The 24,567-nt window shown below is 64.6% G+C and carries 22 protein-coding genes and 1 pseudogene; 4 read left to right on the top strand and 19 right to left on the bottom strand.

Features of this window, described 5'->3' with window-relative positions; genetic code table 11:
* Nucleotides 1–21 precede the first annotated feature (21 nt).
* A complete protein-coding gene (locus tag ACOKS3_RS15095; protein ID WP_422764284.1) occupies nucleotides 22–3,795 on the bottom strand; it encodes a CheR family methyltransferase in 3,774 nt (1,257 codons plus the stop codon).
* Between the two features lie 311 nt (nucleotides 3,796–4,106).
* Between ACOKS3_RS15095 and ACOKS3_RS15090 the strand changes: the two genes are divergently transcribed.
* Both ACOKS3_RS15090 and ACOKS3_RS15085 read left to right on the top strand, forming a co-directional pair.
* Nucleotides 4,107–4,322 carry a con-10 family general stress protein gene (locus tag ACOKS3_RS15090; protein ID WP_103447403.1) on the top strand — a complete coding sequence of 72 codons (216 nt, stop codon included), beginning with the start codon at nucleotides 4,107–4,109 and terminating at the stop codon, nucleotides 4,320–4,322.
* 196 nt (nucleotides 4,323–4,518) lie between these two features.
* The gene (locus ACOKS3_RS15085; RefSeq protein WP_103447402.1) at nucleotides 4,519–4,788 is read left to right on the top strand and encodes a DUF6555 family protein; all 270 of its coding nucleotides are present in this window, start codon (nucleotides 4,519–4,521) and stop codon (nucleotides 4,786–4,788) included.
* A 4-nt stretch (nucleotides 4,789–4,792) separates the two neighbouring features.
* Here the strand turns inward: ACOKS3_RS15085 and ACOKS3_RS15080 are convergent, their stop codons facing one another.
* Nucleotides 4,793–4,963, bottom strand: a complete 171-nt coding sequence (locus ACOKS3_RS15080; protein ID WP_181004523.1) for a hypothetical protein — start codon at nucleotides 4,961–4,963, stop codon at nucleotides 4,793–4,795.
* A 149-nt stretch (nucleotides 4,964–5,112) separates the two neighbouring features.
* Nucleotides 5,113–5,727, bottom strand: coding sequence for a LuxR C-terminal-related transcriptional regulator (locus ACOKS3_RS15075; protein ID WP_422764285.1), 615 nt, complete (start codon nucleotides 5,725–5,727; stop codon nucleotides 5,113–5,115).
* A gap of 116 nt (nucleotides 5,728–5,843) precedes the next feature.
* On the opposite strand from ACOKS3_RS15075, the gene ACOKS3_RS15070 reads away from it, so the two are divergent.
* Nucleotides 5,844–7,505: an ATP-binding response regulator gene (locus ACOKS3_RS15070; RefSeq protein WP_422764286.1), complete on the top strand. Its 1,662-nt coding sequence runs from the start codon at nucleotides 5,844–5,846 to the stop codon at nucleotides 7,503–7,505.
* On the opposite strand, the gene ACOKS3_RS15065 is transcribed toward ACOKS3_RS15070, so the two are convergent.
* The 16 genes and pseudogenes from ACOKS3_RS15065 to paaF all read right to left on the bottom strand — a co-directional run bounded on the left by ACOKS3_RS15065 (nucleotide 7,492) and on the right by paaF (nucleotide 23,680).
* Nucleotides 7,492–7,791 (bottom strand): hypothetical protein, encoded by a 300-nt coding sequence (locus ACOKS3_RS15065; protein WP_103447399.1) that lies wholly within the window; start codon nucleotides 7,789–7,791, stop codon nucleotides 7,492–7,494. The genes ACOKS3_RS15070 and ACOKS3_RS15065 overlap by 14 nt on opposite strands.
* A gap of 214 nt (nucleotides 7,792–8,005) precedes the next feature.
* Nucleotides 8,006–10,057, bottom strand: coding sequence for a phenylacetic acid degradation bifunctional protein PaaZ (paaZ, locus tag ACOKS3_RS15060; protein WP_103447398.1), 2,052 nt, complete (start codon nucleotides 10,055–10,057; stop codon nucleotides 8,006–8,008).
* Between the two features lie 24 nt (nucleotides 10,058–10,081).
* Nucleotides 10,082–11,314 (bottom strand): OprD family porin, encoded by a 1,233-nt coding sequence (locus ACOKS3_RS15055; RefSeq protein ID WP_422764287.1) that lies wholly within the window; start codon nucleotides 11,312–11,314, stop codon nucleotides 10,082–10,084.
* A gap of 27 nt (nucleotides 11,315–11,341) precedes the next feature.
* Nucleotides 11,342–12,910 (bottom strand): annotated as a pseudogene (locus ACOKS3_RS15050) (cation acetate symporter); the annotation flags it as partial.
* Nucleotides 12,901–13,209, bottom strand: coding sequence for a DUF485 domain-containing protein (locus ACOKS3_RS15045; protein ID WP_422764288.1), 309 nt, complete (start codon nucleotides 13,207–13,209; stop codon nucleotides 12,901–12,903). The gene ACOKS3_RS15045 and the pseudogene ACOKS3_RS15050, both read right to left, overlap by 10 nt.
* Nucleotides 13,210–13,353: 144 nt before the next feature.
* Nucleotides 13,354–14,430 carry a 1,2-phenylacetyl-CoA epoxidase subunit PaaE gene (gene paaE, locus ACOKS3_RS15040; protein ID WP_422764289.1) on the bottom strand — a complete coding sequence of 359 codons (1,077 nt, stop codon included), beginning with the start codon at nucleotides 14,428–14,430 and terminating at the stop codon, nucleotides 13,354–13,356.
* Between the two features lie 15 nt (nucleotides 14,431–14,445).
* The gene (gene paaD / locus ACOKS3_RS15035) at nucleotides 14,446–14,979 is read right to left on the bottom strand and encodes a 1,2-phenylacetyl-CoA epoxidase subunit PaaD (protein WP_103447393.1); all 534 of its coding nucleotides are present in this window, start codon (nucleotides 14,977–14,979) and stop codon (nucleotides 14,446–14,448) included.
* Nucleotides 14,966–15,724, bottom strand: coding sequence for a 1,2-phenylacetyl-CoA epoxidase subunit PaaC (gene paaC, locus ACOKS3_RS15030; protein WP_422764290.1), 759 nt, complete (start codon nucleotides 15,722–15,724; stop codon nucleotides 14,966–14,968). Before paaC ends, paaD begins: the two co-directional genes overlap by 14 nt.
* Nucleotides 15,725–15,732: 8 nt before the next feature.
* On the bottom strand, nucleotides 15,733–16,014 hold the full coding sequence (paaB, locus tag ACOKS3_RS15025) for a 1,2-phenylacetyl-CoA epoxidase subunit PaaB (RefSeq protein WP_004374528.1): 282 nt from the start codon (nucleotides 16,012–16,014) through the stop codon (nucleotides 15,733–15,735).
* A 25-nt stretch (nucleotides 16,015–16,039) separates the two neighbouring features.
* Nucleotides 16,040–17,029 (bottom strand): 1,2-phenylacetyl-CoA epoxidase subunit PaaA, encoded by a 990-nt coding sequence (paaA, locus tag ACOKS3_RS15020; protein WP_103447391.1) that lies wholly within the window; start codon nucleotides 17,027–17,029, stop codon nucleotides 16,040–16,042.
* A 432-nt stretch (nucleotides 17,030–17,461) separates the two neighbouring features.
* Nucleotides 17,462–18,781, bottom strand: a complete 1,320-nt coding sequence (gene paaK, locus ACOKS3_RS15015; protein WP_103447390.1) for a phenylacetate--CoA ligase PaaK — start codon at nucleotides 18,779–18,781, stop codon at nucleotides 17,462–17,464.
* Between the two features lie 114 nt (nucleotides 18,782–18,895).
* Complete coding sequence (gene pcaF / locus ACOKS3_RS15010) at nucleotides 18,896–20,116, bottom strand: 3-oxoadipyl-CoA thiolase (protein WP_422764291.1); 1,221 nt, start codon at nucleotides 20,114–20,116, stop codon at nucleotides 18,896–18,898.
* Nucleotides 20,109–20,564: a hydroxyphenylacetyl-CoA thioesterase PaaI gene (gene paaI / locus ACOKS3_RS15005; protein ID WP_103447388.1), complete on the bottom strand. Its 456-nt coding sequence runs from the start codon at nucleotides 20,562–20,564 to the stop codon at nucleotides 20,109–20,111. Before paaI ends, pcaF begins: the two co-directional genes overlap by 8 nt.
* Nucleotides 20,557–22,074: a 3-hydroxyacyl-CoA dehydrogenase PaaH gene (gene paaH, locus ACOKS3_RS15000; protein WP_422764292.1), complete on the bottom strand. Its 1,518-nt coding sequence runs from the start codon at nucleotides 22,072–22,074 to the stop codon at nucleotides 20,557–20,559. Before paaH ends, paaI begins: the two co-directional genes overlap by 8 nt.
* Nucleotides 22,075–22,076: 2 nt before the next feature.
* Nucleotides 22,077–22,868: a 2-(1,2-epoxy-1,2-dihydrophenyl)acetyl-CoA isomerase PaaG gene (gene paaG / locus ACOKS3_RS14995; protein ID WP_103447386.1), complete on the bottom strand. Its 792-nt coding sequence runs from the start codon at nucleotides 22,866–22,868 to the stop codon at nucleotides 22,077–22,079.
* 38 nt (nucleotides 22,869–22,906) lie between these two features.
* Nucleotides 22,907–23,680 carry a 2,3-dehydroadipyl-CoA hydratase PaaF gene (paaF, locus tag ACOKS3_RS14990; protein ID WP_103447385.1) on the bottom strand — a complete coding sequence of 258 codons (774 nt, stop codon included), beginning with the start codon at nucleotides 23,678–23,680 and terminating at the stop codon, nucleotides 22,907–22,909.
* A 279-nt stretch (nucleotides 23,681–23,959) separates the two neighbouring features.
* On the opposite strand from paaF, the gene paaY reads away from it, so the two are divergent.
* Nucleotides 23,960–24,559, top strand: a complete 600-nt coding sequence (gene paaY / locus ACOKS3_RS14985; protein ID WP_103447384.1) for a phenylacetic acid degradation protein PaaY — start codon at nucleotides 23,960–23,962, stop codon at nucleotides 24,557–24,559.
* Nucleotides 24,560–24,567: the final 8 nt, after the last annotated feature.

Genomic DNA, 24,567 nt, shown 5'->3' with positions numbered 1-24,567 from the left:
CCGCAAGGCGGCCCCAGCCTTTCAGTAAGGCACTGAACCGCTCAGGACCTCGATCGCCTCGACCAGTTCGTCATATCCTACTGGCTTGCTCAGGTGTCGATCGAAGCCGTACTGGCGCGACTTGTACTGGTCGGCGCTAGCACCGTAACCGGTCAGGGCGATCGCCGGGATGTTGCGCAGATGAGCATGGCCACGCAGGGCCCTGATCAGCGCGTGACCGTCCATGCCCGGCATGCCGATGTCTGAGATGATCACGTCATAGTGGCCGTCGGCAGCGGCCGCCAGGGCCTTCAGCGGGTCGCTGTAGGCCATGACTTCGGCGCTCTCCATCTCAAGCAGTTCCTGCATGACCTCGAGGACTTCGGGTGAGTCGTCGACCAGCAAGATGGTGGTGCCTTGCAGCCGTCCCTCGCTGAACGGTTCGGGGCCACCGCCACGCGGTTGCAAACCGGTGTCGCACAGCGGCAGGCGCACGGTGAAGGTGCAGCCCTTGCCCAGCCCTGCCGAGCGGGCCTCGACACTGCCGCCATGGGCTTCGGTGAGCTGGCGCACCAGTGACAGGCCGATGCCCAGACCTTCCCGGCCATGGTTGGCCAACTGAGGCGCCGCCTGGCTGAACAGGTCGAAGATGTGCTCCAGGCTGTCGGGGTTCAGCCCCACGCCCTGGTCGATCACCTGCAGCCGCGCCTGCACCTCGTCGTGGCTCAGCACCAGGCGAATCTCGCTGCCAGGCGGGCTGAACTTCAGCGCATTGTTCAGCAGGTTCCAGATGATCTGCTCCAGGCGCGTGACATCGCCCTCGATCATCAATGGCAGGTCGTCGGCAGGCAACTCCAGGCGCACCTGGCAAGGGTGCTGCTCGCTCAGTACCACGGCATGGATGCCCTGGACAATACTGCCGAGGTCGACCGGCTCGGTCTTGAGCTTGAGCTTGCCGGTGCGAATGCGGGCCACATCCAGCAGGTCATCGATGATCCGCGCCTGGCTGGACACCGCTTCGCGAATGGTCGTCACGGCCTTGCTGGCGGCGCCGATGCCCTTGATCGTAGGCAACCGGCGGAGGATCTCGGCATTGAGCTGAATCAGGTTGAGCGGGTGCTTCAGCTCATGGGACATCACCGCGAAGAACTCGTCCTTCATGTGACTGGAGCTCTGCGATTCTGCCAGCTGCTTGCTCAGCCGCTCTTCACCCAGGCGCACGCGCTCTTCGGCGGCGTGGTTCTTGCTGATGTCGATGAAAGTCAGCACCGTGCCGTCGATCTTCTGCTCGCTGGAGCGGTAGGGCAACAGGCGTGCCAGGTACCAGTGATCGCCGTGGCCGCCTATCTCGCGTTCGATGATGGTTTCGCCCTTGGCCACGGCACGGGCGTCATCGGCCAGGGCCGGGTAGTCGAGGTGGTGGGTGATGTCCAGCAGCGATCGGCCGGTGTCCAGCGGCAGCATATTGAACAGGTCGGTGGCGCGCGGGGTGAACCAGCGAATGTGCAGGTTGCGGTCGACGAACACCGTGGCGATGTCGGTCGAGGCGATCAGGTTGCTCAGGTAGTCGTTGACCTTGTCGGTCTCCTCGACCTTGTTCTTGAGCTCGTAGTTGACGGTGAGCAGCTCCTCGTTGATCGACTGCAGTTCTTCCTTGCTGGTTTCCAGCTCTTCGCTGGCCGAACGCAGTTCTTCGTTGATCGCCTGCATTTCTTCGTTGGAGGCGGTCAGTTCTTCGCTGGAAATTTCCGATTGCTCGATGGTTTCCTGCAGTTGCACGCGCGTTCGCTGCAGTTCGCGTTCCAGGTTGTGCAGCACCATGCTGTCGGTCTGGCGGATGACACCGGGCAGAGGCAACGACGGGTCGGGCGCGCGCTCTTCGAACACCACCAGCAGGCATTCGTTGTCGCTGAGCTCGTCCTTATAGGGTTGCACGGTGATTTCCACTTGCTGCCTGTGCTCACCTTCGCCAAGGTCGACCGGGCGCGAGGTCACGGCCTCGATGCCCTGACGGGCCTGGAACAGCGTACTGCGCAAGGTCAGGCGCAAGGTTGGCAGCACCAGATTGAGCAGGTTGCGGCTCGGCTCGCCGCCGGCCAGTTGCAGGTAACGCCCGAAACCTTCGCTCATGTGCAGGATGTTGCCTTCGCTGTCGACGATCAGGCTGGGCGGCGTACGCCGGGCCAGGGCGCGGTGGTGCACTTCGGCATAGGACGGCTTGCGACCTGGTTTGGCCTTGGCCTGGGTGCCCTGGGCGAGGTTGGCCATGCCAGCGGCTGGCAGCTGCGGGCCTGAACTGCGGCCAGCGGGGCTGACGTCGCGGGCGCGGAAAATCCGGTTGCGCTTGTCCACGGGCGTGAACAGCTCATTGGCCACGTCGGCTGATTCCGAGGTGCCAAGGAACAGGTAGCCGCCGCTTCGCAGGGCGAAATGGAACATCCGCAGGATATCCTCCTGCACCTCGCGGTCCAGGTAGATCAGCAGGTTGCGGCAAACAATCAGGTCGATCTGCGAAAACGGCGGGTCGGACAGCAGGTTGTGACGGGCGAACAGAACCTTTTCCCGAACTTCCTTGCGCACCCGGTAATGCTGATCCTCCTTCATGAAGAACTGGCGCAGGCGGGTGGGCGGCACGTCGGTGACGATTGCTTCTGGATAAGAACCCGTGCGGGCAATGCCGATGGCGCGCTCGTCCAGGTCGGTGGCGAACACCTGCACCTTGCTGGCACGTTGTTCCAGCGCCAATTGCTCGCTGACCAGCATGGCCAGGCTGTAGGCCTCTTCGCCCGTGGAACAGCCGGCCGACCAGACGCGGATCTCGCGATTGTCCTCGCCTTCGCTGACCAGTTGCGGCAGTACATGACGCTCCAGCGATTCGAACGCCTCACGGTCGCGGAAGAAGTTGGTGACGCCGATCAGCATGTCGCCCAGCAAGGCCGTGGCTTCGCTGCTGTGCTGCTCCAGGTGGCGCAGGTAACCGCCCAGGTCGGTCTGCCCGGTCACGTGCAGGCGCCGCTCGATCCGCCGAAGTACGGTGGCGCGCTTGTAATGCTGGAAGTCGTGGCCGGTGGCGCTGCGCAGTTGCAGCAAGATCTCTTCGAGCAAAGGCTCTGCGGCCTGGGCATCGCCGGCCCGGGTGCCCAGCGGCGGTGGCAGGGTATCGTCCTCGATTTCCGGCAGCTTCACCTGGCGTGCGGTACGCCACAGCTCCATGAGCTTTTGCGGCATTTCTGCAGCCGGCAGCACCAGGTCGACCATGCCGGTTTCGATTGCGGCGCGTGGCATGCTGTCGTACTGCGCGTCGTCCGGGGTCTGCACCAGAGTCACGCCACCTTGTTCCTTGATCCGCGACAGGCCCACCGCGCCATCGGCGCCAGTACCCGAGAGCACCACGCAGAAGGCGTGGTCCTTGTGCACGTCGGCGAGGTCGCGGAAGAACAGGTCGATGGCCACGTGGTCGCCACGCCGGCGATTGGCCGGGGTGACCCTCAAGTAGCCGTCATTGGTGGAGAGGCGGTTGGCCGGGGAGATCACGTAGACGTGGTTGCGTTCGATCGGTACAGGCTCGGTGACCTGGCGCACCGGCATCGAGGTGGCCTCCTGGATGATCCGGTCGGCCACGCTCTGGTGATCGGGCGACAGGTGCAGCACCACCACGAAGGCCATGCCGCAATCACCAGGCATCTGCTGGAAGAAGGTGCGGATGGCCTCCAGCCCGCCGGCCGAGGCGCCGATGCCGACCACCGGGAAATCCAGATGGCTCGGGCTCAGCGCTGGGTTTTGCGGCGATGCGGGTTGCTCAGGGGACGACGTCATGGAGTTGCCTTGTGCAGACCTGAATGTTGGCCCTTCGACGCATCGCCGGGCAGCTGAACGAGCATTATAGGCCGCTCGTCGGCTCTGCTGCGAGTCATTGCAGGGACGGGGCCGCTTGAAGTTGTGACCGCTGCACTGCAAAAAAATTGCCTTGCCAATACATGCCGCACAAGCATTTGCAGCAAGAACCTTTCGCGCCACCGGTCAGCCGCATACATTCCGATTGAGCAGACCCGCCCATCGCCGGTTCGGAACTAAGGCATGGCACCGTTTCATGCGCCCAACCTATCCGTATCGCAAGGAGAAACGACATGGCTGGTGATCAACAACGGACCGGACAACGTGGCGGCACCAAGGAAACCAACCCAGGCAATTTCGCCAACGATCGTGAACGCGCCTCCCGTGCCGGCCACAAAGGCGGCCAGGCATCTGGCGGCAACTTCGCCAATGATCGGCAACGGGCATCGGAGGCTGGCCGCAAGGGCGGGCAGAACAGCCACGGCGGGGGGCGCCCGCATCAGCAATAGCGGCGTTCGCTGAGGCCCGCCAGCGCGCCTGGCGGGCTACCTACCACAGTCGGACTGGGGGGACGATGACGATATCCTCTTGAGAGTGATCGCCACCGCCATCTGCTCTGCTGAAGGGTTCGACAATCTTTTTGAATCTTTCCCGGGCGGCATCACTCAATGAAGAAGTCATCCATGGAGAAAGGAGGGCGGCGTGATGCCGAGTCCGCAGCTTTACATTATCGATTACCTGCTGCACGGCGAGCCGCGCAGCTTCATCATCCGGCTCGAGAAGATCGATAACGCCGAGGCGTGGCACTGGGCAAGTTGTGATGCAGGGATCGGTATCATCCCCAAATTCGGGCGAGAGAAGATCAGGAAGGTGAGCCGACCGATGGCTGAGCGCTACGGGATAACCGCGGTGAGTTGGCGCGAATCAGGTGGCAAGCCCAGCCGGGCAGTCAGCGACTCCAGTGTGACCAGCTAGTGCCTCATGCACCGGACTCGGGGTCGCTGGCAGGCACCCCTGGGCGGTTCTGATCGTCATCGGTCAGGTTCGGGTCGGTATCCGGGTCATCTGCCCGGTCATCACGTTGGTCAGGGGCCAGCTCTGGCCAGTCGTCCTGGGCGCTGCCTCCGCCCATGTGCAGTCGTATGTTCATTTTGGCGCCCTCGTTCATGGAAAAGGGCCCACCGGGGGGGGGCCTGGCACAGGAGTGAGAGGCAAAGCCATTGGCCACCCCTCATTGATTGAGAGTGGCGGCCACACTGGCCTGATCAGTCCAGACGCAGGCGACACTGACCAACGGTATCAGGTACCGCTGTACTTGACCGCCGCTGCGGTGCGGGTGGTGACATTGAGCGCCTTGAGCAACGACGACACGTGAATGCGCACGGTAAACGGCGAGATGTCCAAGGCGCGGGCGATTTCCTTGTTGGTCTTGCCCTGGGCGATCAGGCGCAGCACCTCGTGTTGGCGGTGGGTAAGCTGTTCCACCTCGCTGGCGCTGCCAAGGCTCGGCAACAACCCTGAAGGGCTGTACCTGACCAGTAGTTCGCCGTCACGGATGGCCAGGATCGCCGCGCCGAGCTCGTCAGGGGCGACGCTCTTGCCAATGAAGCCATCGACCCCACTGGCCATGACATGCTCGATCAGCGCCGGGTCGTCGACCATCGACACGATGATCAGGGTGGTACGACGCAACAGCTGGCGCAGTTCGGCCAGCCGCTCGATGCAGTCGAGCCCCGGGAAGCGCAGGTCGAGAATCAGTGTGTCCGGTGCTTCGCCCTGGCGGGCCAGCGCCAACACCTGTTGCAGGTCGCCAGCCTCTTCGAGCTGCGCCTGCGGCAAAACCCTTTGCACGGTGCGGACCATCGCTTCCCTGAACAATGGATGGTCGTCCGCTACGATGATGCGGCACGTCACGTCCTGACACTCCCTGTGAACGGCGGTTCTTCCGACCATGCTAAGTTAGCACTCGACAACGGCAAGCGCTGCGCCAAGCGGGCGTTTATGCGACCCCGTGCACAAGGACGTCGACCATGGACTACAACAAGAACAACGAACTCGACCAGGCCAACCTGCGCGTCATCGTCGCCAGTTGCGCGCTGGTCTACATCACCGTGCTGGGTTTCCTGCCGGGTGAATCGATCGACAGCTACCTGCCGGTGATCTACTACATCATCAGCTTCATCGTGCTGTCGATCGGCCTGCGCCAAGCCATCGCCCGCTGGCCGGGGCATTACCCGTGGCGGCGGGTGCTGGGCATCGTGCACGACTACACCGGCACCTGCTTCGGCCTGGTGCTTGGCGGCGAAGCGGCGCTGCCGCTGTATGCGGTGATGGTCTGGGTCAACCTGGGCAACGGCATGCGCTTCGGTACCCGCTACCTGGCCATCGCCACGGTGCTGGCGCTGACCGCGCTGGTGGCGGTGTACCAGCTCAACCCTTACTGGCAGGCCAACCCGTTCATGGTGCTGATGCTGCTCACCACCAGTACGGTCATCCCGCTCTACGCCCATATGCTGCTGGAGCGCACGCGCAAGGCCTCGGAGCTGGCGATGGCCGCCACCCGGGAGAAATCGCGCTTCCTGGCCCAGGCCAGCCACGACCTGCGCCAACCGATCCACTCCATCGGCCTGTTCACCGCCTGCCTGCGCGAAGCGCCGCTGGCCGAGCAGGAACGGCGCCTGGTGGACAGCATCGACCGCTCGCTGCTCAACGTGTCGCAGCTGTTCCGCTCGATCCTCGACCTGTACACGCTGGACAATGGCCGGGTGCAACCGAAGTGCGAGGCCTTTGCGTTGCATGAGTTTCTTGCCGAACTGCTGCGCCAGAACGCCGAGGCGGCGCGCTGGGCGGGCGTCGAGATGCGCTTGCGCCCTTGTGCGCACTGGACCCACGCCGACCGCGGCATGCTTGCCACCATGGTGCAGAACGTGCTGTCCAACAGCTTCAAGTACGCCGCCCAGCGGCCGCTGCTGATCGGCGTGCGGCGTCAGGGTGAAGCGCTGGCCATCGTGGTCTATGACCAGGGGCGCGGAATCGAGGAGGTGCATCAGGGCTTGGTCTTCGAAGAGTTTTACCGGGTGCGCCAGGTGCGTGACAAGGACGTCGAAGGGGTTGGCCTGGGCCTGTCGATCGTCAAGCGCCTGGGGCATTTGATGGGTTTGCAGGTGCAACTGCGTTCTCGCGTAGGCCATGGTACGGCCGTTAGCCTGCAGGGCTTGCCGCGGCTGGCCGCACAGCCAGTGCCCCAACGTAGCGAACAGCGCGTGTTGCAGGATGCCATGCTCGGCGGCCTGAAGGTGTGCCTGGTGGAGGATGATCACAACGTATTGCGTGCGACCTCGGCACTGCTGCAGCGTTGGGGCTGCGAAGTTGAAGCGCATGGTTCACCCATGGGATTGGTCAGCCATTGTGACGTGATCGTCGCCGACTACGATCTTGGCCAGGAGGCCACCGGGGTCGATTGCATCGACAGCTTGCGGGCGCAGCGGGGCTGGGAACTGCCGGCCTTGATCATGACCGGGCATGACCTGGAGAAGATCCAGGCAATTGTGCAGGGGCGCAATATCGCAATCCTGTCCAAGCCGGTGCGCCCGGCGGAATTGCGCGCGGCCCTGCGGGCCTTGCGCGAGGTGCCGGCGGCTCCGGAGCTGGAGCGCGGCGCCGGGGGCGGCGGCAGCATCACTGCAAGATGATCGCCTGGCCTTCCTTCAGGCAGGACGGGGTGGGCTCATACAGGCCCATGCTACCGACCGCAACGATGGCTCCGCTGGGCATCTGGCAGTTGTATTCGCCCTTGGCGGTGGTAACGGTGTAGTAGGTGAGGGTGCTGTCGTTGCGCACGTTGGCGACCTTGGTAACCGGGGTGTTGAGCGCGAACTCGGCGCGCTCCTTGAGGGTTTGGTCGGAGGGTTTGATGGTCTGACAGCCGGCGACGGTGAACAGGACGGCAGCGCTCAGCAGGAGCTTGGCGGATTTCATGGTGGAGGCTTCCTTGGCGTGGGGTGTGGCGGATGGCCGGACTATAGCGCCGAGGAGCGGGCAGGGCATTAGGGCGGATGTACGAGGTGGCTATGTGCCTTTATGTGGCGCCTGTGCGGGCCTCTTCGCGGGACAAGCCCGCTCCTACAGGAGATCACAATCGTTGTAGGAGCGGGCTTGTCCCGCGAAGAGGCCCGCACAGGCAACCCATCTATCAGGCCTTCTTCAGCACCAGCGTCAGGATGTCGTAACTGGCTACTAGCTCACCCAGCTGGTTGGTCACCTCCACATCCCACGCGACAACGCCTTGCGGCTGCCCCAGCGGGCTGGTCTTGCCCTGGTCGATCTTGCGCTTGCAGGTCAGCCTCGCCTGGATGGTGTCGCCAATCCCGACCGGGTTGATGAAGCGCAGGGTGTCCAGCCCGTAGTTGGCCAGTACCGGCCCGGCGCCTGGCGAGACGAACAGCCCGGCCGCAGCGGAGAGCACGAAGTAGCCATGGGCGATGCGCTTGCCAAACTGCGATTCCTTGGCCGCGATCTCGTCGAAGTGCATGTAGAAATGGTCGCCGGACAGGCAACCGAAGTTGACCAGGTCGGCTTCGGTCACGGTGCGACGGTGGGTCAGCAGCGATTCACCGATACGCAGGTCGTCGAAGTAGCGGCGGAACGGATGCACTTCGGTTTCGATCACTTCGGCGCCGCGCACGTACTCGCCGGTAACGGCGGTCAGCATGCTGGGCGAACCCTGCACTGCGGCGCGTTGCAGGTAGTGCTTGACCGCCCGCAGGCCGCCGAGCTCCTCGCCACCCCCGGCGCGGCCCGGGCCGCCGTGCTTGAGCTGCGGCAGCGGCGAGCCGTGGCCGGTGGATTCCTTGGCTGCTTCACTGTCGAGCACCAGCAGGCGCCCGTGCCAGGCGGCGGCTACCGGGATGGCCTTGGCGGCGACGGCGCGGTCGGCGGTGACCAGGGTCGCCACCAGGCTGCCTTTGCCGCGTGCAGCCAGGGCCAACGCTTCATCCAGGTCGTCATAGGCCATCAACGTGCTGACCGGGCCGAACGCCTCGATGTCATGGGCGCCGCCCTCGGCATGCGGGTCGCGGGCCTGGAGCAGGGTCGGGGCGAAGAACGCGCCTTCGCCAACGCCCTCACCTCGCGGGGCAAAGCCATCGCTGGCACCGAACAGCTGGTCACAGCTCTGCAGCAGGCTGCGCACACGCTCGCCGACGTCGCGTTGCTGGTCATGGGAGGCCAAAGCCCCCATGCGCACGCCTTCCACCGATGGGTCACCGACCACGACCTTGCTCAGGCGCTCGCGCAGGCGGCTAGCCACCGCATCGACGTGCTTGGCCGGGACGATGGCGCGGCGGATGGCGGTGCACTTCTGACCGGCCTTAGTGGTCATTTCCCGCACCACTTCCTTGATGTACAGCTCGAACTCTTGGCTGTCCGGGCTGACATCCGGGCCGAGGATGGCGCAGTTGAGCGAATCGGCCTCGGCGGTGAACGGTACCGAGTTGCGGATCAGATTGGGCGTGACGCGCAGTTTCGCGGCAGTGTCGGCGGAGCCGGTGAAGGTCACCACATCCTGGCCCTGCAGACGGTCGAGCAGGTCGCCGGTGCTGCCGATCACCAGCTGCAGGCTACCTGCTGGCAGCAGCCCGGAGTCGTTCATCAGGCGCACCACGGCCTCGGTCAGGTAGCTGGTCGAGGTGGCCGGCTTGACGATGCACGGCATGCCGGCCAGGAAGGTCGGCGCGAATTTCTCCAGCATGCCCCAGATCGGGAAGTTGAAGGCGTTGATGTGCACAGCCACGCCGGCGCGCGGCACCAGGATATGGCTACCGGCGAAGTGTCCCTGCTTGCCCAGCGGGATCGCCGGCCCTTCATGCACCAGATTGCCCGACGGCAGTTCGCGGCTGCCGATGCCGGCGTAGCTGAACAGCGTGGCATTGCCGCCCTCGATGTCGATCCAGCTGTCGGCGCGGGTTGCACCGCTGTGGTGGGACAAGGCGTAGAGCTGTTCTTTGCGCTCGGCCAGGTACAGAGCCAGGGCCTTGAGGCGCTGGGCGCGTTGCTGGAAGTCCATGGCCATCAGCTCGGCCAGGCCACGCGCGCGGGCAAAGTTCACGGCTTCGGCGAAATCCGGGCGTTCTTCGTGGCTGTAGGCCAGGACGTGGCCGTCCAGGGCGCTGCGCAGGGCCTGGGCGCCGTGCTGGCCGATCCAGCGGCCAGCAATGAAGCTCTGCAGGGTTGGGGCGTCAGACATGCTGTTTTCCTCTTGTGGGCGCTGTTACCACAGCGCCAGGGTGTAGCCGATGATCAGGCGGTTTTCGTCCACGGCATTGGTCAGGCCATTGCCGGAACGGAAGGTGACGTTGCGCCAGCGTAGGCTGACGTCCTTGAACGGGCCGCTCTGGATGACGTAGGTGAGGTCGGTGTCGCGTTCGCGCTCACGGCCGTTGCTGACCGTGGCGGTTTCGGCATGGTGGCCGTCGGTGTAGCGAGTCATGAAGCTCAGGCCGGGGATGCCCATGGCGACGAAGTCGTAGTCGTAGCGCAGCTGCCACGAGTCCAGCCCGGCGCGGGTGAAGGTGTTGTAGGTCACCAGGTTGACGGTGAACGGGTCGCCGCCGTTGACGAACGGGAACGCACTGTCGCCGGACATCTGCTGCCAGGTGGCGGTGAACTTGTGGGCCCGCACGCCGAGGGTGAACATGGCGTTGAAGTTGCGGTTGTCGATGTTGCCGGCGCGCTCGGCGCCGTCGTTGCGGCTGTCGAAGTAGCGCAGGTCGCTGCGCAGGCTCAGGCCTTCGCCCAGCGGGCGCGTGTCGACCAGGCCGACGAACTGCTGGCGGTAGATGTCTTCAAGCTTGGCGTAGTAATAGCTGATGCTGGTCTGCGGGGTCAGCGCGTAGCTGCCACCAGCGAAGTCGAGGTGGTCGCTGGTCGCGGCGCCATAGCCCATGTCGTCGCGGCCAGACGAATCGCGCAGGTTGACCTTGCTCAGGCGCCCGGCGTTGACGGTCAGGCGGTCGATGTCCTGGCTGGTTAGCTGGCCGCCCTGGAAGGTCGAGGCCAGCAGGCGGGTGTCGTTGTACACCACCACCGGCAGGATCGGCTGTAGCGTGCCGAGGCGCAGGGTGCTCTTGGACACGCGCACTTTGCCGGTCAGGCCCAGCTCGCTGTAGTCATCGACCGGCTCATGGCTTTTCGGGCCGAACGGCAGCAGGCCGGTGTTGCGCCGGTCAGGGCTGGAGTCGAGCTTGACGCCCAGCTGGCCCATGGCATCGAGGCCGAAGCCGACCATGCCCTCGGTGAAGCCCGATTCCATTTTCGCGGTAAAGCCCTGGGCCCATTCCTCGGCCTTGGCCTGGGGTGTGTTGCTCTGGCGGAAATCGCGGTTGATGTAGTGGTTACGCAGTTCCAGCCGTGCGTGGCTGTCGTCGATGAAGTCAGCCAGGGCCGGGAGCGGCAGGGCGAAAGTGGCCAACCAGGCGGCCGATTTGAGGCGCGTGCGGTTCATTGTTGTTATACCCGACAGAGTCAAAGATCAGTGCTTGCTGGCGCCGGCGGCGCCGATACCGGTCATGGAGCGGATGAACTGCGCCAGGTAGCGGCCGCGTTCTTCCTTGGCCCGCTCCGAGCTGTCAGTGACCGAGAACGCCCACGCGCTGAGGAATGCCAGGCTCATCGAAAACAGCGCAGGGTTGCTGTAGGGGAACAATGCCGTTTGGTTGTGCAGCACGTTGACCCACACCGCAGGGCCGAGCACCACCAGCAGCACGGCCGACACCAGCCCGGCCATGCTGCCGCACACCGCGCCACGGGTGGTCAGGCCCTTCCAGAACATCGAAAGCAGCAGCACCGGGAAGTTGACCGAGGCCGCCACGGCCAGCACCAGGCCAGACAGGAAGGCGATGTTCTGCGACTCGAACACCAGGCCCAGCACCACCGCGAGCAGGCCGATCACCAAGGTGGCGATCCGCGACACGCGCATTTCTTCCTGCTCGGTGGCCTGACCCTTGCGTACCACGCAGGCATACAGGTCATGGGACACCGCAGAAGCACCGGACAGCGCCAGGCCTGCGACCACAGCCAGGATGGTGGCGAAGGCCACGGCGGAGATGAAGCCGAGGAACAGGTTGCCGCCCACGGCCTGGGCCAGGTGCACGGCGACCATGTTGCCGCCACCGATGATCGCACCCGCCGCGTCGCGATACGCAGGCTCGGTACCGACCATGACGATGGCGCCGAAGCCGATGACGATCAGCAGCAGGTAGAAGTAGCCGATGAAGCCGGTGGCGTAGAACACGCTCTTGCGCGCTTCCTTGGCGTCGCTGACGGTGAAGAAGCGCATCAGGATATGGGGCAGGCCGGCGGTACCGAACATCATGCCCAGGCCCAGCGATATTGCATCCACCGGATTCGACAGCAGGCCGCCCGGGGCCATGATCGCCTGGCCCTTGGCATGCACCGCCACGGCGCTGGCGAACATCGCTTCGGTGCTGAAGCCAAAGTGCTTGAGCACCATGAAGGCCATGAAACTGGTGCCGGACAGCAGCATCACCGCCTTGATGATCTGCACCCAGGTGGTGGCGAGCATGCCGCCGAAGGTGACATAGGCGACCATCAGCACGCCGACCAGCATCACCGCATACAGGTAGCTGATGCCGAACAGCAGCTCGATCAGCTTGCCGGCGCCGACCATTTGCGCCACCAGGTACATCAGTGCCACCACCAGGGTGCCGAAGGCCGAACTGAGGCGCACCGGGGTCTGTGCCAGGCGGTACGAAACCACGTCGGCGAAGGTGTACTTGCCCAGGTTGCGCAGGCGCTCGGCGATCAGGAACAGGATGATCGGCCAGCCGGCCAGTACGCCCAAGGCATACAGCAGGCCGTCGTAGCCGTTCATGAACATCATCGCGGAAATGCCGAGGAACGACGCCGCGCTGATCATGTCCCCGGCAATCGCCAGGCCGTTCTGCATGCCGGTCAGGCCGCCGCCAGCGGTGTAGAAGTCACTGGCCGAACGGGTGCGCAGGGCTGCCCAGCGGGTCACCAGCAAGGTGAAGCAGACGAACACCATGAACATCGAAATGGCAGTCCAGTTCATTGCGCGCACTCCTGCTTGAGCCTGTCGTTGAGCGGGTCAAGCACGTTGTTGGCACGGTGCACGTAGATGCCGGTGAGGGCGAAGGACAGCAGCACCATCAGCACGCCGACCAGCATGCCGATGGTGGTCACGCCGCCGCTCAGGGACTGGCCGAGGGTGCTGGGGGAGAACGCTACCAGCAAGACGAAGCCGTAGTAGATCACCAGCATGGCAAGGGTCAGACTGCCGTTGAGGCGGCGTTTGCGCCGGACCAGGTGCTGGAAATCGGGGTGGTTGCTGATGCTTTCGATGTGTTCCGGGGTCATGGCAAGCGATCTCTTTTGTTTTGTAATTGTTGTAATCAGGTCACTTTGGAGTGTTGCTGATGGCCTCTCGCGGATAAATCTGCTCCTACAGGGCGCAGCTGTGCCTGTATGAGCGGATTGATCCGCGATGAAGGCGACGCGGTGTCAGAGCTGGTCGAAGTCGAGCACCACCTTGTCGCTCACCGGGTAGGTCTGGCACGACAGCACATAGCCGGCCGCCACTTCGTAGTCCTCCAGGGCATGGTTGCTGTCCATCTCCACTTCGCCCTCGATCACCCGGCACTTGCAGGTCGAGCACACGCCGGCCTTGCACGAGTAGGGCAGTTCGGCGCCGATGGCGTTGCCGGCATCCAGCACGTTCTGGGTATTGCGCGGCAGGTCGAAGCTCAGTGCCCGGCCATCGCTGATCACGGTGATATGGCTGAGCGCCGAGTCCACCTGGCGGGCGGTCACGCGGGCTTCACGGCGGGTTTCGTTGCCGGCAGCGGCGAACAGCTCGAAGTGGATACGCTCCTTGGCCAGGCCGTTGGCCTGCAGGCTGTCGCGCACGGTCTCGGTCATCGCCTGCGGGCCGCAGATGAACGCGGCATCGAGGCTGGGCACGTCCATCCAGCGCGAGAACAGCTGGCCGCATTTGTCGGCGTCGATGCGGCCGTTGTACAGGTCGACATCCTGCTGCTCACGGCTGAACACGAAAATCAGGTTTAGGCGTTCGAGGTAACGGTTTTTCAGGTCTTCGAGCTGGTCGCGAAACAGCGCCCCGGAACTGGAGCGGTTGCCGTACAGCAGGGTGAAGCTGCTGTGTGGCTCGCTGGCCAGGGTGGTGGCGATGATCGACAAAATCGGTGTGATGCCACTGCCAGCGGCAACGCCTAGGTAGTTGCCCTGGCGCGCCGGGTCCAGCGGCACGAAGAAGCTGCCAGAGGGCGGCATCACTTCCAGCTGCTGGCCGGCCTTGAGCACTTCGTTGGCAAAGGCCGAGAAGCGCCCGCCGGGCACGCGCTTGACGGCTACCCGCAGCTCGCCGTCCTGCACGGCGCTGCAGATGGAATAGGAGCGGCGGACTTCTTCGTTGTCCAGCTGGGTGCGCATCACCAGGTACTGGCCCTGGGTGAAGCGGAAGGCCGCTTGCAGGTGCGCCGGTACGTCGAAGGCGATCGACACCGCATCACGGGTTTCGTTGCGCACTTGCTTGATGGTCAGGCTGTGAAACTGGCTCATGGTGGTCTCCACGGCTCAAATGCATTTGAAATAGTCGAACGGCTCCAGGCACTCACGGCAGCGGTACAGCGCCTTGCAGGCCGTGGAGCCGAACTGGCTGAGCAATTCGGTGTGGTGGCTGCCGCATTGCGGGCAACACACCTCGGGGGCCACGCCGAGCAGGCTGCGCTTGCTGGCGCTGCCGTGCGGCGGGGCGATGCCATAGGCACGCAGGCGTTCACGGCCCAGTTCGCTGATCCAGTCGGTGCTCCAGGCCGGGGTCAGCCTGCGCTCCAGGTCTGGCGCGGCGAACCCGGCCTGTTCCAGCGCCTGGCGAATATCACTTTCGATCACCTCGGTGGCCGGGCAGCCGGAGTAGGTCGGCGTGACCACAAGGTGCAAGTGCCCGGCACGCCAGTCGAGGTCGCGCACAATCCCCAGGTCGACCACACTGACCACGGGCACTTCCGGGTCCATCACCTGGCCCAGTACCTCCCAGGCCCGCGCCAGGTCGTCGCCGCGCGGCGCACGGGCGCCACGGTCGCCGGCAATCAGCTCACCAGGTTGCATCGGGGTAGGCCCTTGGCAGGAACTGCATCTCGGCCAAAAGCAGGCCCAGGTGTTCGGTGTGCAGGCCCTGGCGACCGTTCAGGTAGAAGTGGCTGGCAGCCTTGGGCAGTGGCAGCTCGACCGATTCGAAAGTCGCGCTCACCTGTTTCAGCCAGGCCGCACCAACCGCTGCGGGGGCGGCGGCAATGCCGGCCTGTGCCAGTTGCACCTCGTTGTCGCTGCCGGCGCTGAGCTCGACGGTGAAGCGCCACACGGCGGAGATCGCTTCCAGCATGCGGCGGCGGCTTTCATCGGTGCCGCCACCCAGGCGCTGCACCCATTCGGCGGAGCGGCGCAGGTGGTAGGTGACTTCTTTCAAGGCCTTGGCGGCAATGCCGGCGATACGTTCGTCGCTCGACTCGACCAGACCCTGCAGCACGGCATGGTGCCAGGCGTCGTAAAGGAACTGCTTGGTCATGGTCACGGCGAAGTCGCCATTGGGTTGCTCGACCAGCAGCAGGTTGCGGAATGCGCGCTCGTCGCGGCGGAACGCCAGGGCATCGGCGTCGCGGCCGTCATCCAGCAGCTCGGCGGCGTACTCCAGCCAGTTGCGCGCCTGGCCCACCAGGTCAAGGCCGACGTTCATCAGCGCCAGTTCTTCTTCCAGTGCCGGCGCATGGCCGCACCATTCGCATAGGCGCTGGCCCTGGATCAGGGCACTGTCGCCAAGCAGCAGCAAATACGGGATCAGATCGTGCTTGTGCATGGCCAACCTCACATGTGCCCGACTTCGTCGGGCAGTTCGTAGAAGCTGGCATGGCGATAGACCTTGTCGTCCGAAGGGGCGAACAGCGGGTCTTTCTCGTCGGGCGAGGAGGCGGTGATCAGTGCCGACGGCACCACCCACAGGCTCACGCCTTCGCTGCGGCGGGTGTACAGCTCGCGGGCGTTCTCGATGGCCATGGCGGCGTCGGCGGCATGCACGCTGCCGACATGCTTGTGGTTAAGGCCGTGCTTGCTGCGCACGAACACTTCGTAGAGGGTCCAGACAGACATTTTCGATCTCCGCATCAATCGCCGCTCAGGCGGCGTTCTTGTTCTGTTGCTTGCGTGCATAGGCCACGGCCGCTTCGCGTACCCAGGCGCCATCCTCGATGGCCTTGCGCCGGGTGGCGACGCGTTCCTGATTGCACGGGCCGTTGCCCTTGATGACTTCGTAGAACTCATCCCACTGGATTTCGCCGAAGTCGTAGTGGCCGCGCTCGGCGTTCCACTTCAGGTCCGGGTCGGGAGCGGTGCAGCCGAGCAGCTCGAGCTGGGGCACGGTCTGGTCGATGAAACGCTGGCGCAGCTCGTCGTTGGTCTGGCGCTTGATCTTCCAGGCCATCGACTGGGCGCTGTTGGGGGAGTGCTCGTCGCTCGGGCCGAACATCATCAGCGCCGGCCACCAGAGGCGGTTGATGGCGTCCTGGACCATGTCCTTCTGCGCCTGGGTACCCTCGCGCATCATGGTCAGCAGCAGTTCGTAGCCCTGGCGCTGGTGAAAGCTCTCTTCCTTGCAGATGCGGATCATGGCGCGGGAGTAGGGGCCGTAGGAGGTGCGCTGCAGCACCACCTGGTTGACGATGGCAGCGCCATCGACCAGCCAGCCCACGGCGCCCATGTCGGCCCAGCTCAGGGTCGGGTAGTTGAAGATGCTCGAATACTTGGCCTTGCCGCTGTGCAGCTTGGCGACTTCCTCGTCGCGGTCGGCGCCGAGGGTTTCCATGGCGCTGTACAGGTACAGGCCGTGGCCGGCTTCGTCCTGGATCTTGGCCATCAGTTGCAGCTTGCGCTTGAGGCTGGGGGCACGGGTGACCCAGTTGCCTTCAGGCAGCATGCCGACGATTTCCGAGTGGGCGTGCTGGGAGATCTGCCGGATCAGGGTCTGGCGGTAGGCCTCGGGCATCCAGTTCTTGGCTTCGATCTTGATTTCGGCGTCGATCTTTTCCTGGAAGTTGCGCTCTTCGGGCGACATCTCATCCAGCGACTTGACGCGCTTGACTCCGGTTTCCACTAGCTGTGCGTACATGTTCCGACTCCTGCTAAGGCATGAGTCATTTGTAAGCGATACAAAACATAACGTCAAACAGTTTTATGTGTATCAAATAAGATTTGTGTATCGCTTTGAGGGTTCGACGGGGGATTTTCAGCGCCTGGGAGATCGAGCGCCGCCCGCGCGGCGCTTCGCGGGGCAAGCCCGCTCCTACATTTGTTTCGGGCCAGTAAAGCCTGTGCCATTGGCGCGCGTACCCCTTGGTGCATGGCTCGATATCGCGTCGTACGAACAAGGGGCCGCGTGCCAATGGATGCAGGAGATATTGGCCCGAAACAAATGTAGGAGCGGGCTTGCCCCGCGAAGCGCCGCGCGGGCGGCGCTCGATCTCATAGGCGCCACAAAACTCAAGGCGTACAGGCAAAAAAAACCCCGGACAATGCCGGGGCCGAAAAGGCAGCCGATGACTCAGCTGGCCAACCGTTTGTCGAACACATGGCAAGCCTTGCCTTCGGAACGCTTGAGCGTGCCGCAAGGCTGCAGCAGTACTTGGGTACTGATGCCGATGTAGGTCTTGATCTGCTTGCTCAACTCCCCGACCACCAGCTTGCGCTGCGACTCATCGAGGTGCTTGCATTCCGCACGCAACTCCACATGCACCTCGACGCTGTCCAGGTTGCCGTTGCGATACAGATGAATCTCATAAAGCTCTGAAAGCTGTTTTATTTTCAGCACCTGTTCCTCGATCTGCGTCGGGAACACGTTCACCCCGCGAATGATCAGCATGTCGTCACTGCGCCCGGTGATCTTGCCAATGCGCCGCATCGGTCGCGCCGTGCCTGGCAGCAGACGGGTGAGGTCGCGGGTGCGGTAGCGCACCATCGGCAGCGCCTCCTTGCTCAGCGAGGTGAACACCAGCTCACCCAGTTGACCGTCCGGCAGCACCGCGCCGGTCACCGGGTCGATGATCTCGGGGTAGAAGTGGTCTTCCCAGATGGTCGGGCCATCCTTGGTCTCGATGCACTCCATGGCCACGCCCGGGCCCATGATTTCCGACAGGCCATAAATGTCCAGGGCATCGATACCCAGGCGCTGTTCGATGGAGCGCCGCAGCTCGTCGGTCCACGGCTCGGCGCCAAAGATGCCCAGGCGCAGCTTCAGGTCATGGGGGGCGATGCCCTGGCGCTCGATCTCGTCGGCGAGGTTGAGCATGTAGGACGGCGTGACCATTATGATGTCGGGCTGGAAGTCGCGGATCAGCTGCACCTGCTTCTCGGTCTGGCCGCCGGACATGGGGATCACCGTGCAGCCCAGGCGCTCGGCGCCGTAGTGGGCACCCAGGCCGCCGGTGAACAGCCCATAGCCGTAGGACACATGCACCTTGTCGCCCTTGCGCCCGCCTGCGGCGCGGATTGAGCGGGCAACCACGTTGGCCCAGGTGTCGATGTCGTTCTGGGTGTAACCGACCACGGTCGGCTTGCCGGTGGTGCCGCTGGAGGCGTGCAGGCGCACTACCTCTTCCTGGGGCACGGCAAACATGCCGTAGGGGTAGTTGTCGCGCAGGTCGTTCTTGCCGGTGAAGGGGAACTTCGCCAGGTCGTCGAGGGATTTCAGGTCATCCGGGTGGGCGCCGGACTCGTCGAAGCGCTTGCGGTACAGCGGCACCTTGTCATAGGCGTGCTTCAGGCTCCAGCGCAGCCGTTCCAGCTGGTGCTGGCGCAGGGCGTCGATGCTGGCGGTTTCCATCGGGTCCAGCAGGGCACGATCGGCATCATGGTACATGTTCATGGCTTCACTCGAATTGTTCTTGTACGTCGGCCGCTTGCCAGGGCAAGCGGCTTATCGTGAGTGTCATGGACGCAGCATATATGGGCGGCGTCGCGTTCGGTAACAAGCCTTTGGTCAGAGACGCTCGATGACCATGGCAATGCCTTGGCCAACGCCGATGCACATGGTGCACAGGGCATAGCGGCCGCTGGTATGTTCAAGCTGGTGCAAGGCCGTGGTGACCAGCCGCGCACCGCTCATGCCCAGCGGGTGGCCCAGGGCGATGGCGCCGCCATTGGGGTTGACCCGCGGGTCGTCGTCGGCCAGGCCCAGTTCACGCAGCACGGCGAGGCCTTGGGCGGCGAAGGCTTCGTTGAGCTCGATGACGTCCATGTCGGCCAGCGCCAGGCCGGTCAGCTCCAGCACCTTGCAGGTTGCCGGTACTGGGCCGATGCCCATGATGCGTGGCTCGACGCCGGCAACGGCCATGCCGACGATACGCCCTCGGGCCTTGAGGCCGTGGCGGTGGGCAGCCGCGCTGCTGGCCAGCAGCAGGGCGCAGGCGCCGTCATTGACGCCGGAAGCGTTGCCGGCCGTGACGCTGCCGCCCTGGCGAAACGGCGTGCCCAGCTTCGCCAGCTGTTCCAGGGTAGTATCGGCACGCGGGTGCTCGTCCTGCTCGACACGGATGGCCGGGGCTTTGCGCTGGGCGATCTCGACCGGCACGATCTCCTGAACCAGGCGGCCATTGGCCTGGGCGGCTGCCGCCTTGTGCTGGCTGCGCAAGGCAAAGGCGTCTTGGTCGGCACGGGAGATGCCAAACTGCTCAGCGACGTTCTCTGCGGTTTCAGGCATCGAGTCGATGCCGTACTCGGCCTTCATCAGTTTATTGACGAAACGCCAGCCGATGGTGGTGTCGAACAGCTCGGCGCTGCGGCCGAACGCTTGCTCCGACTTACCCATGACGAACGGCGCGCGCGACATCGACTCGACGCCACCGGCCAGCATCAACCCGGCCTCGCCACAGCGCAGGGCGCGGGCGGCATTGCCGATGGCGTCCAGGCCCGAGCCGCACAGACGGTTGATGGTGGTGCCCGGCACGCTGATCGGCAGCCCAGCCAGCAGGCCGGCCATGCGCGCAACGTTGCGGTTGTCTTCACCGGCCTGGTTGGCGCAGCCGAGGATCACATCGTCGATGGCCTGCCAGTCCAGCTCCGGGTGGCGTGCGATCAGGGCCTTGATCGGCACAGCAGCCAGGTCGTCGGCACGGACGCTGCTCAATGCGCCGCCGTAACGGCCGATGGGGGTGCGCACGGCATCGATGATCAGGGCATCGAGGGGCTTGGCTTCAATCATCTGGGGTCTCCTGCGCGAGCACGGTGCCGCGCACTTGGTAGGATTTGCCGCGGAACAGGGCGATCAGCTCGCCGCGCTGGTTTTCGATGCGCACGTCATACACGCCGGTACGGCCTTTACGGCTGAGTTCGATGGCCGAAGCGACGAGCAGGTCGCCCGGCAGCGCTGCGGCGATGTAGTCGATACTGCAGCCCTGGGCGACCGTGGCCTTGTCCTGGCTGTTGCAGGCAAAGGCGAAGGCCGAGTCGGCCAGGGCGAACAGGAAGCCGCCATGGCAGGTGCCATGGCCCTGCAGCATGTCGGCGCGCACAGTCATGCTCAGGCGCGCCCGGCCGGGGCCTATGTCGAGCAAGGTGATGCCCAGGCCTTGTGTGGCCTGATCGCGGGAATACAGGGCGTCGGCACAGGCTTGGGCCAGCTCAGTGGGATTACGCTGCAGGTCAGTCATGCAGGTTCGCTCCTTGTTCGGCGCTGCGGCGCAGCAGCAGGGAAGGCCGGTAGCGGCTTTCGCCGTAGCTGGCCTGCAGGTTTTCCAGCACGCGCAAGGTGTAACCGACGCCAAGCTGCTCGGCCCAGGCCAACGGGCCACGGGGGTAATTGACCCCGGCACACATGGCCAGGTCGATGTCTGCGGCGCTGCCGACGCCCTGCAGCACCGCATCGGCTGCTTCGTTGGCGAGCATGACAACCGTGCGCAGCACCACCAGGCCAGGCAGGTCGGCGATGCCGGTCACTTGCAGGCCGGCGTGTTGTAACAGCGCCACTGCCTGCTCGCGCGCCTCGGCCGTGGTGTCGGCCGACCAGCTGATGGCAATGCGTGTGGCGGCCTGGTAATCCAGCGCAAGGTCGACCAGCACCAGGTTGCGCAGGCCCTCTTCACGGGCACGCTGACTGGCCAGGCGGCCGTCGGACAGGGCCAGGGTGGCATCACCGACACGCAGCAGGCCGTTGCCGGCCCGCTCGGTGATGGCCAGGCCGCTGTCACGCAAGCGCGCAACCAGCGGCTGCAGGGCGCCCAGGTTGCCCTCGACCACGCAGCATTCGGCGCTGGCCTGGCTGCGCAGTTGCGCAGCCGGCGGGCGTTCGGCGCCCTCGGCATAGCTGTAGAAACCTTGGCCGCTCTTGCGCCCCAGGCGCCCGGCATCCACCAACTCTTTCTGCACCAGCGAGGGCTGGAAGCGGAAGTCGCCATAAAAGGCATCGAATACCGAGCAGGTAACAGCGTAGTTGACGTCGTGGCCGATCAGGTCGGTCAGTTCGAACGCACCCATGCGAAAGCCGCCGGCATCACGTAGCAGAGCATCCAGCGTCGCGCAGTCGGCAGCGCCTTCCTGCAGCAGGCGCAGGCTTTCGGCATAGAACGGCCGGGCCACGCGGTTGACGATGAAACCGGGGGTGGAACGCGTGTGCACGGGCTTCTTGCCCCAGGCTTTGGCGGTGTCATAGAGCGTGCTGGCGATAGCAGGCGCGGTTGCCAGGCCGGACACGATCTCCACCAGCGCCATCAACGGCGCCGGATTGAAGAAGTGCATGCCGACCACCTGTTGCGGCCGCTGCAGGCCGGCCGCGAGGCTGGTGATCGACAGCGACGAGGTATTGCTGGCGAGGATGCAGTCCTCGGCGCACAGGCCTTCCAGTTGCTGCAGCAACTGCTGTTTTACCTGCAGGTTCTCGATGATGGCCTCGATCACCAGGCGGGCGTCGGTCAGGGTTTCGATCGCCTCGACCGGCTGCAGGCGTGCGCTGATGGTTTCACGTGCTTCTGGCTGCAGTTTGCCTTTTTCCACCAGGCGCCCGAGCTGGCGGTCGATACCGGCGACTGCCTGGGCCGCGGCGCCAGGACGGTTGTCATAGAGCTTTACCGGGTGGCCGGCCTGGGCCGCGACCTGGGCAATACCAGCCCCCATGGCGCCTGCGCCGATAACCGCCACCAGGGCGTTGCTGTTCAGTGCGCTCATGGTCAGCGGCCCTTGAATGCAGGCGTGCGCTTGCTCATGAAGGCGCTCACGCCTTCGCGGTAATCCTCGCTGCGCCCTGCCAGCCGTTGCAGGTCGCGCTCAAGCTCCAGCTGCTGGTCGAAACCATTGTCGAAGCTGGCGTTGAGGCTGCGTTTGATCAGGGCCAGGCCGTAAGTCGGCTGGCTGGCCAGGTGGCGAGCGAGGGCAAGGGCTTCGTCACGCAGCTCGGCATCGTCTACGACACGGTGGATCAAGCCCCAGCGCTCGGCCTGCTCTGCGCTCAGGCGCTCACCAAGCATGGCCAGCGCCTTGGCCCGCGCCATGCCAACCAGCCGTGGCAACAGCCAGGTACCGCCAGAGTCCGGCACCAGGCCGATCTTGCAGAACGCCTGGATGAAGCTGGCTGAGCGGGCGGCCAGCACCAGGTCGCAGGCCAGCGGAATGTTGGCGCCGGCACCGGCGGCCACGCCATTGACGGCGCAGATGACCGGCAGCGGCAGGTCGCGCAGGGTGCGCACCAGCGGGTTGTAGAATTTGTCGATGGACTCGCCCAGGTCCGGCATTTGCGCGCCGGGCGCCACGTTGCGATCGGACAGGTCCTGGCCGGCGCAGAAGCCTCGGCCTTCACCGGTCAGCAGCAATACCCGGGCCTCGCTGCTCTGGCGGACCTGCTTGAGGGCTTCGCGCACTTCCAGGTGCATCTGCGTGTTGAAGCTGTTCAGCTGCTCGGGGCGGTTCAGCGCGAGGAAGGCCACGCCGTCCTCGATGGAAAACACAATGTGCTCGAAAGTCATGACGGACTCGCTCGATCAGTCGATGGGAAGTGGGCGGCTCAGCAGCCTTTGAACTGCGCCGGGCGTTTTTCCTGGAAGGCGAGGATGCCTTCGTCACGGTCGGTGGTGCCGGCCAGCACGGTGAAGGCATGGCGCTCGAAGCGCAGGCCGCTGGCCAGGTCGGTGTCGCCAGCCTTGAGCAGTGCTTCCTTGGCCAGGCGTACGGCCAGCGGTGCCTTGGCGGCGATGCTGCGGGCAACCTGCAGCGCACGCTCGACGGCCAGTTCGGGTTGGGTGATTTCGCTGATCAGGCCGGCCTGCAAGGCATGGCGGGCAGTGATGGCCTCACCGGTCAGGACCATCTGCATGGCCAGTGGCTTGCCCACGGCCCGCAACAGGCGTTGGGTGCCACCCGCGCCCGGCATGATGCCGAGGTTGATCTCGGGCTGACCGAAACGGGCGTCTTCGCCGGCAATCACGATGTCGGCGCACATCACAAGCTCGCAGCCACCGCCGAGGGCGTAGCCGTTTACCGCGGCGATCAAGGGTTTGGAAAACGCCGCGATGCGTTGCCAGTGGGCGACACGGGGATCATTGAGGATGCCGACCAGGTCGCGCTCGGCCATCTCGCGGATGTCGGCGCCAGCGGCAAAGGCCTTGCGGCTGCCGGTGATGACCACGGCACGGGCAGCGGGGTCGGCCTCTGCGTCGGCGAGGGCGCTGGCCAGCTCCTCCAGCAATTCGGTGCACAGGGCGTTGAGCGCTTCCGGGCGCTGCAGGGTGAGCAGGCGAACGCCCTGTTCAGGGGCCTGCACATCGATGAAACGAGGCATGTCGGGGTCCTCAGGCTGCTCGCACGGCACTTCGGGAGGCCGGCATTTATTGGAATTGTTTGCAGGGGTGGCACGGGAGCCTGCCCAGGTGCAATCAGTATAAGCACCATGCGATACATCAACGCAATAGTAATTGTATTTTTGTGTATCTCGTCTTATGTTGACTGCTATGACGCCATGGCTGGGAAGCAGCTTGCATGCGGCTTATGCTTGGTTCTGCAGTGCATCATGTTGTGATACATAAAACTGTATCAATAGCTAAATTAATGGAGCAAAGACATGCCTTGCTATCGCCTCGATGGCCTTACTCCGGTGGTCGACCCCACTGCTTATGTGCACCCGAGTGCCGTGCTGATTGGTGACGTCATCGTCGGCCCGCGCTGCTACGTTGGCCCGCTGGCATCCCTGCGCGGCGACTTCGGGCGGATCGTGCTGGAAGAGGGCGCCAACCTGCAGGACACCTGCGTCATGCATGGCTTCCCGGGCGGTGACACGGTGATCGAGCGCAATGGCCATGTCGGCCACGGCGCGGTGCTGCATGGCTGCCGCGTGGGTGAAGACGCCCTGGTCGGCATGAATGCCGTGGTCATGGACGGAGCGCACATAGCGCCACGCTGCATCGTCGGCGCCACTGCGTTTGTCAAAGCGGGCTTCGAATGCCCCGAACAGAGCCTGGTGATGGGGGCGCCAGCCCAGGTCAAGCGCCCGCTGACCGAGCAGGAACTGAGCTGGAAGCAGCGCGGCACTGCCGAGTACCAGCACTTGAGCCAGCGCTGTATGGCAACGATGGTGGAATGCCCACCGCTGACCGCCCCCGAAGCACAGCGCCCGCGCATGGATGACGGCGGCTTCAGGCCCAAAGGCGAGGCGGGCGCATGAGCATCGCT

This window comes from Pseudomonas sp. HS6-2, from assembly GCF_049325675.2.
GTDB lineage: Bacteria > Pseudomonadota > Gammaproteobacteria > Pseudomonadales > Pseudomonadaceae > Aquipseudomonas > Aquipseudomonas putida_N.
This window is presented reverse-complemented; position numbering and strand designations above follow the sequence as displayed.

What these genes read in the sequence shown, in the direction of transcription:
- ACOKS3_RS15095 (WP_422764284.1), bottom strand. Translation starts at nt 3,795, where the DNA reads ATGACGTCGTCCCCTGAGCAACCCGCATCGCCGCAAAACCCAGCGCTG.
- ACOKS3_RS15090 (WP_103447403.1), top strand. Translation starts at nt 4,107, where the DNA reads ATGGCTGGTGATCAACAACGGACCGGACAACGTGGCGGCACCAAGGAA.
- ACOKS3_RS15085 (WP_103447402.1), top strand. Translation starts at nt 4,519, where the DNA reads ATGCCGAGTCCGCAGCTTTACATTATCGATTACCTGCTGCACGGCGAG.
- ACOKS3_RS15080 (WP_181004523.1), bottom strand. Translation starts at nt 4,963, where the DNA reads ATGAACATACGACTGCACATGGGCGGAGGCAGCGCCCAGGACGACTGG.
- ACOKS3_RS15070 (WP_422764286.1), top strand. Translation starts at nt 5,844, where the DNA reads ATGGACTACAACAAGAACAACGAACTCGACCAGGCCAACCTGCGCGTC.
- ACOKS3_RS15065 (WP_103447399.1), bottom strand. Translation starts at nt 7,791, where the DNA reads ATGAAATCCGCCAAGCTCCTGCTGAGCGCTGCCGTCCTGTTCACCGTC.
- paaZ (WP_103447398.1), bottom strand. Translation starts at nt 10,057, where the DNA reads ATGTCTGACGCCCCAACCCTGCAGAGCTTCATTGCTGGCCGCTGGATC.
- ACOKS3_RS15055 (WP_422764287.1), bottom strand. Translation starts at nt 11,314, where the DNA reads ATGAACCGCACGCGCCTCAAATCGGCCGCCTGGTTGGCCACTTTCGCC.
- ACOKS3_RS15045 (WP_422764288.1), bottom strand. Translation starts at nt 13,209, where the DNA reads ATGACCCCGGAACACATCGAAAGCATCAGCAACCACCCCGATTTCCAG.
- paaE (WP_422764289.1), bottom strand. Translation starts at nt 14,430, where the DNA reads ATGAGCCAGTTTCACAGCCTGACCATCAAGCAAGTGCGCAACGAAACC.
- paaD (WP_103447393.1), bottom strand. Translation starts at nt 14,979, where the DNA reads ATGCAACCTGGTGAGCTGATTGCCGGCGACCGTGGCGCCCGTGCGCCG.
- paaC (WP_422764290.1), bottom strand. Translation starts at nt 15,724, where the DNA reads ATGCACAAGCACGATCTGATCCCGTATTTGCTGCTGCTTGGCGACAGT.
- paaB (WP_004374528.1), bottom strand. Translation starts at nt 16,014, where the DNA reads ATGTCTGTCTGGACCCTCTACGAAGTGTTCGTGCGCAGCAAGCACGGC.
- paaA (WP_103447391.1), bottom strand. Translation starts at nt 17,029, where the DNA reads ATGTACGCACAGCTAGTGGAAACCGGAGTCAAGCGCGTCAAGTCGCTG.
- paaK (WP_103447390.1), bottom strand. Translation starts at nt 18,781, where the DNA reads ATGAACATGTACCATGATGCCGATCGTGCCCTGCTGGACCCGATGGAA.
- pcaF (WP_422764291.1), bottom strand. Translation starts at nt 20,116, where the DNA reads ATGATTGAAGCCAAGCCCCTCGATGCCCTGATCATCGATGCCGTGCGC.
- paaI (WP_103447388.1), bottom strand. Translation starts at nt 20,564, where the DNA reads ATGACTGACCTGCAGCGTAATCCCACTGAGCTGGCCCAAGCCTGTGCC.
- paaH (WP_422764292.1), bottom strand. Translation starts at nt 22,074, where the DNA reads ATGAGCGCACTGAACAGCAACGCCCTGGTGGCGGTTATCGGCGCAGGC.
- paaG (WP_103447386.1), bottom strand. Translation starts at nt 22,868, where the DNA reads ATGACTTTCGAGCACATTGTGTTTTCCATCGAGGACGGCGTGGCCTTC.
- paaF (WP_103447385.1), bottom strand. Translation starts at nt 23,680, where the DNA reads ATGCCTCGTTTCATCGATGTGCAGGCCCCTGAACAGGGCGTTCGCCTG.
- paaY (WP_103447384.1), top strand. Translation starts at nt 23,960, where the DNA reads ATGCCTTGCTATCGCCTCGATGGCCTTACTCCGGTGGTCGACCCCACT.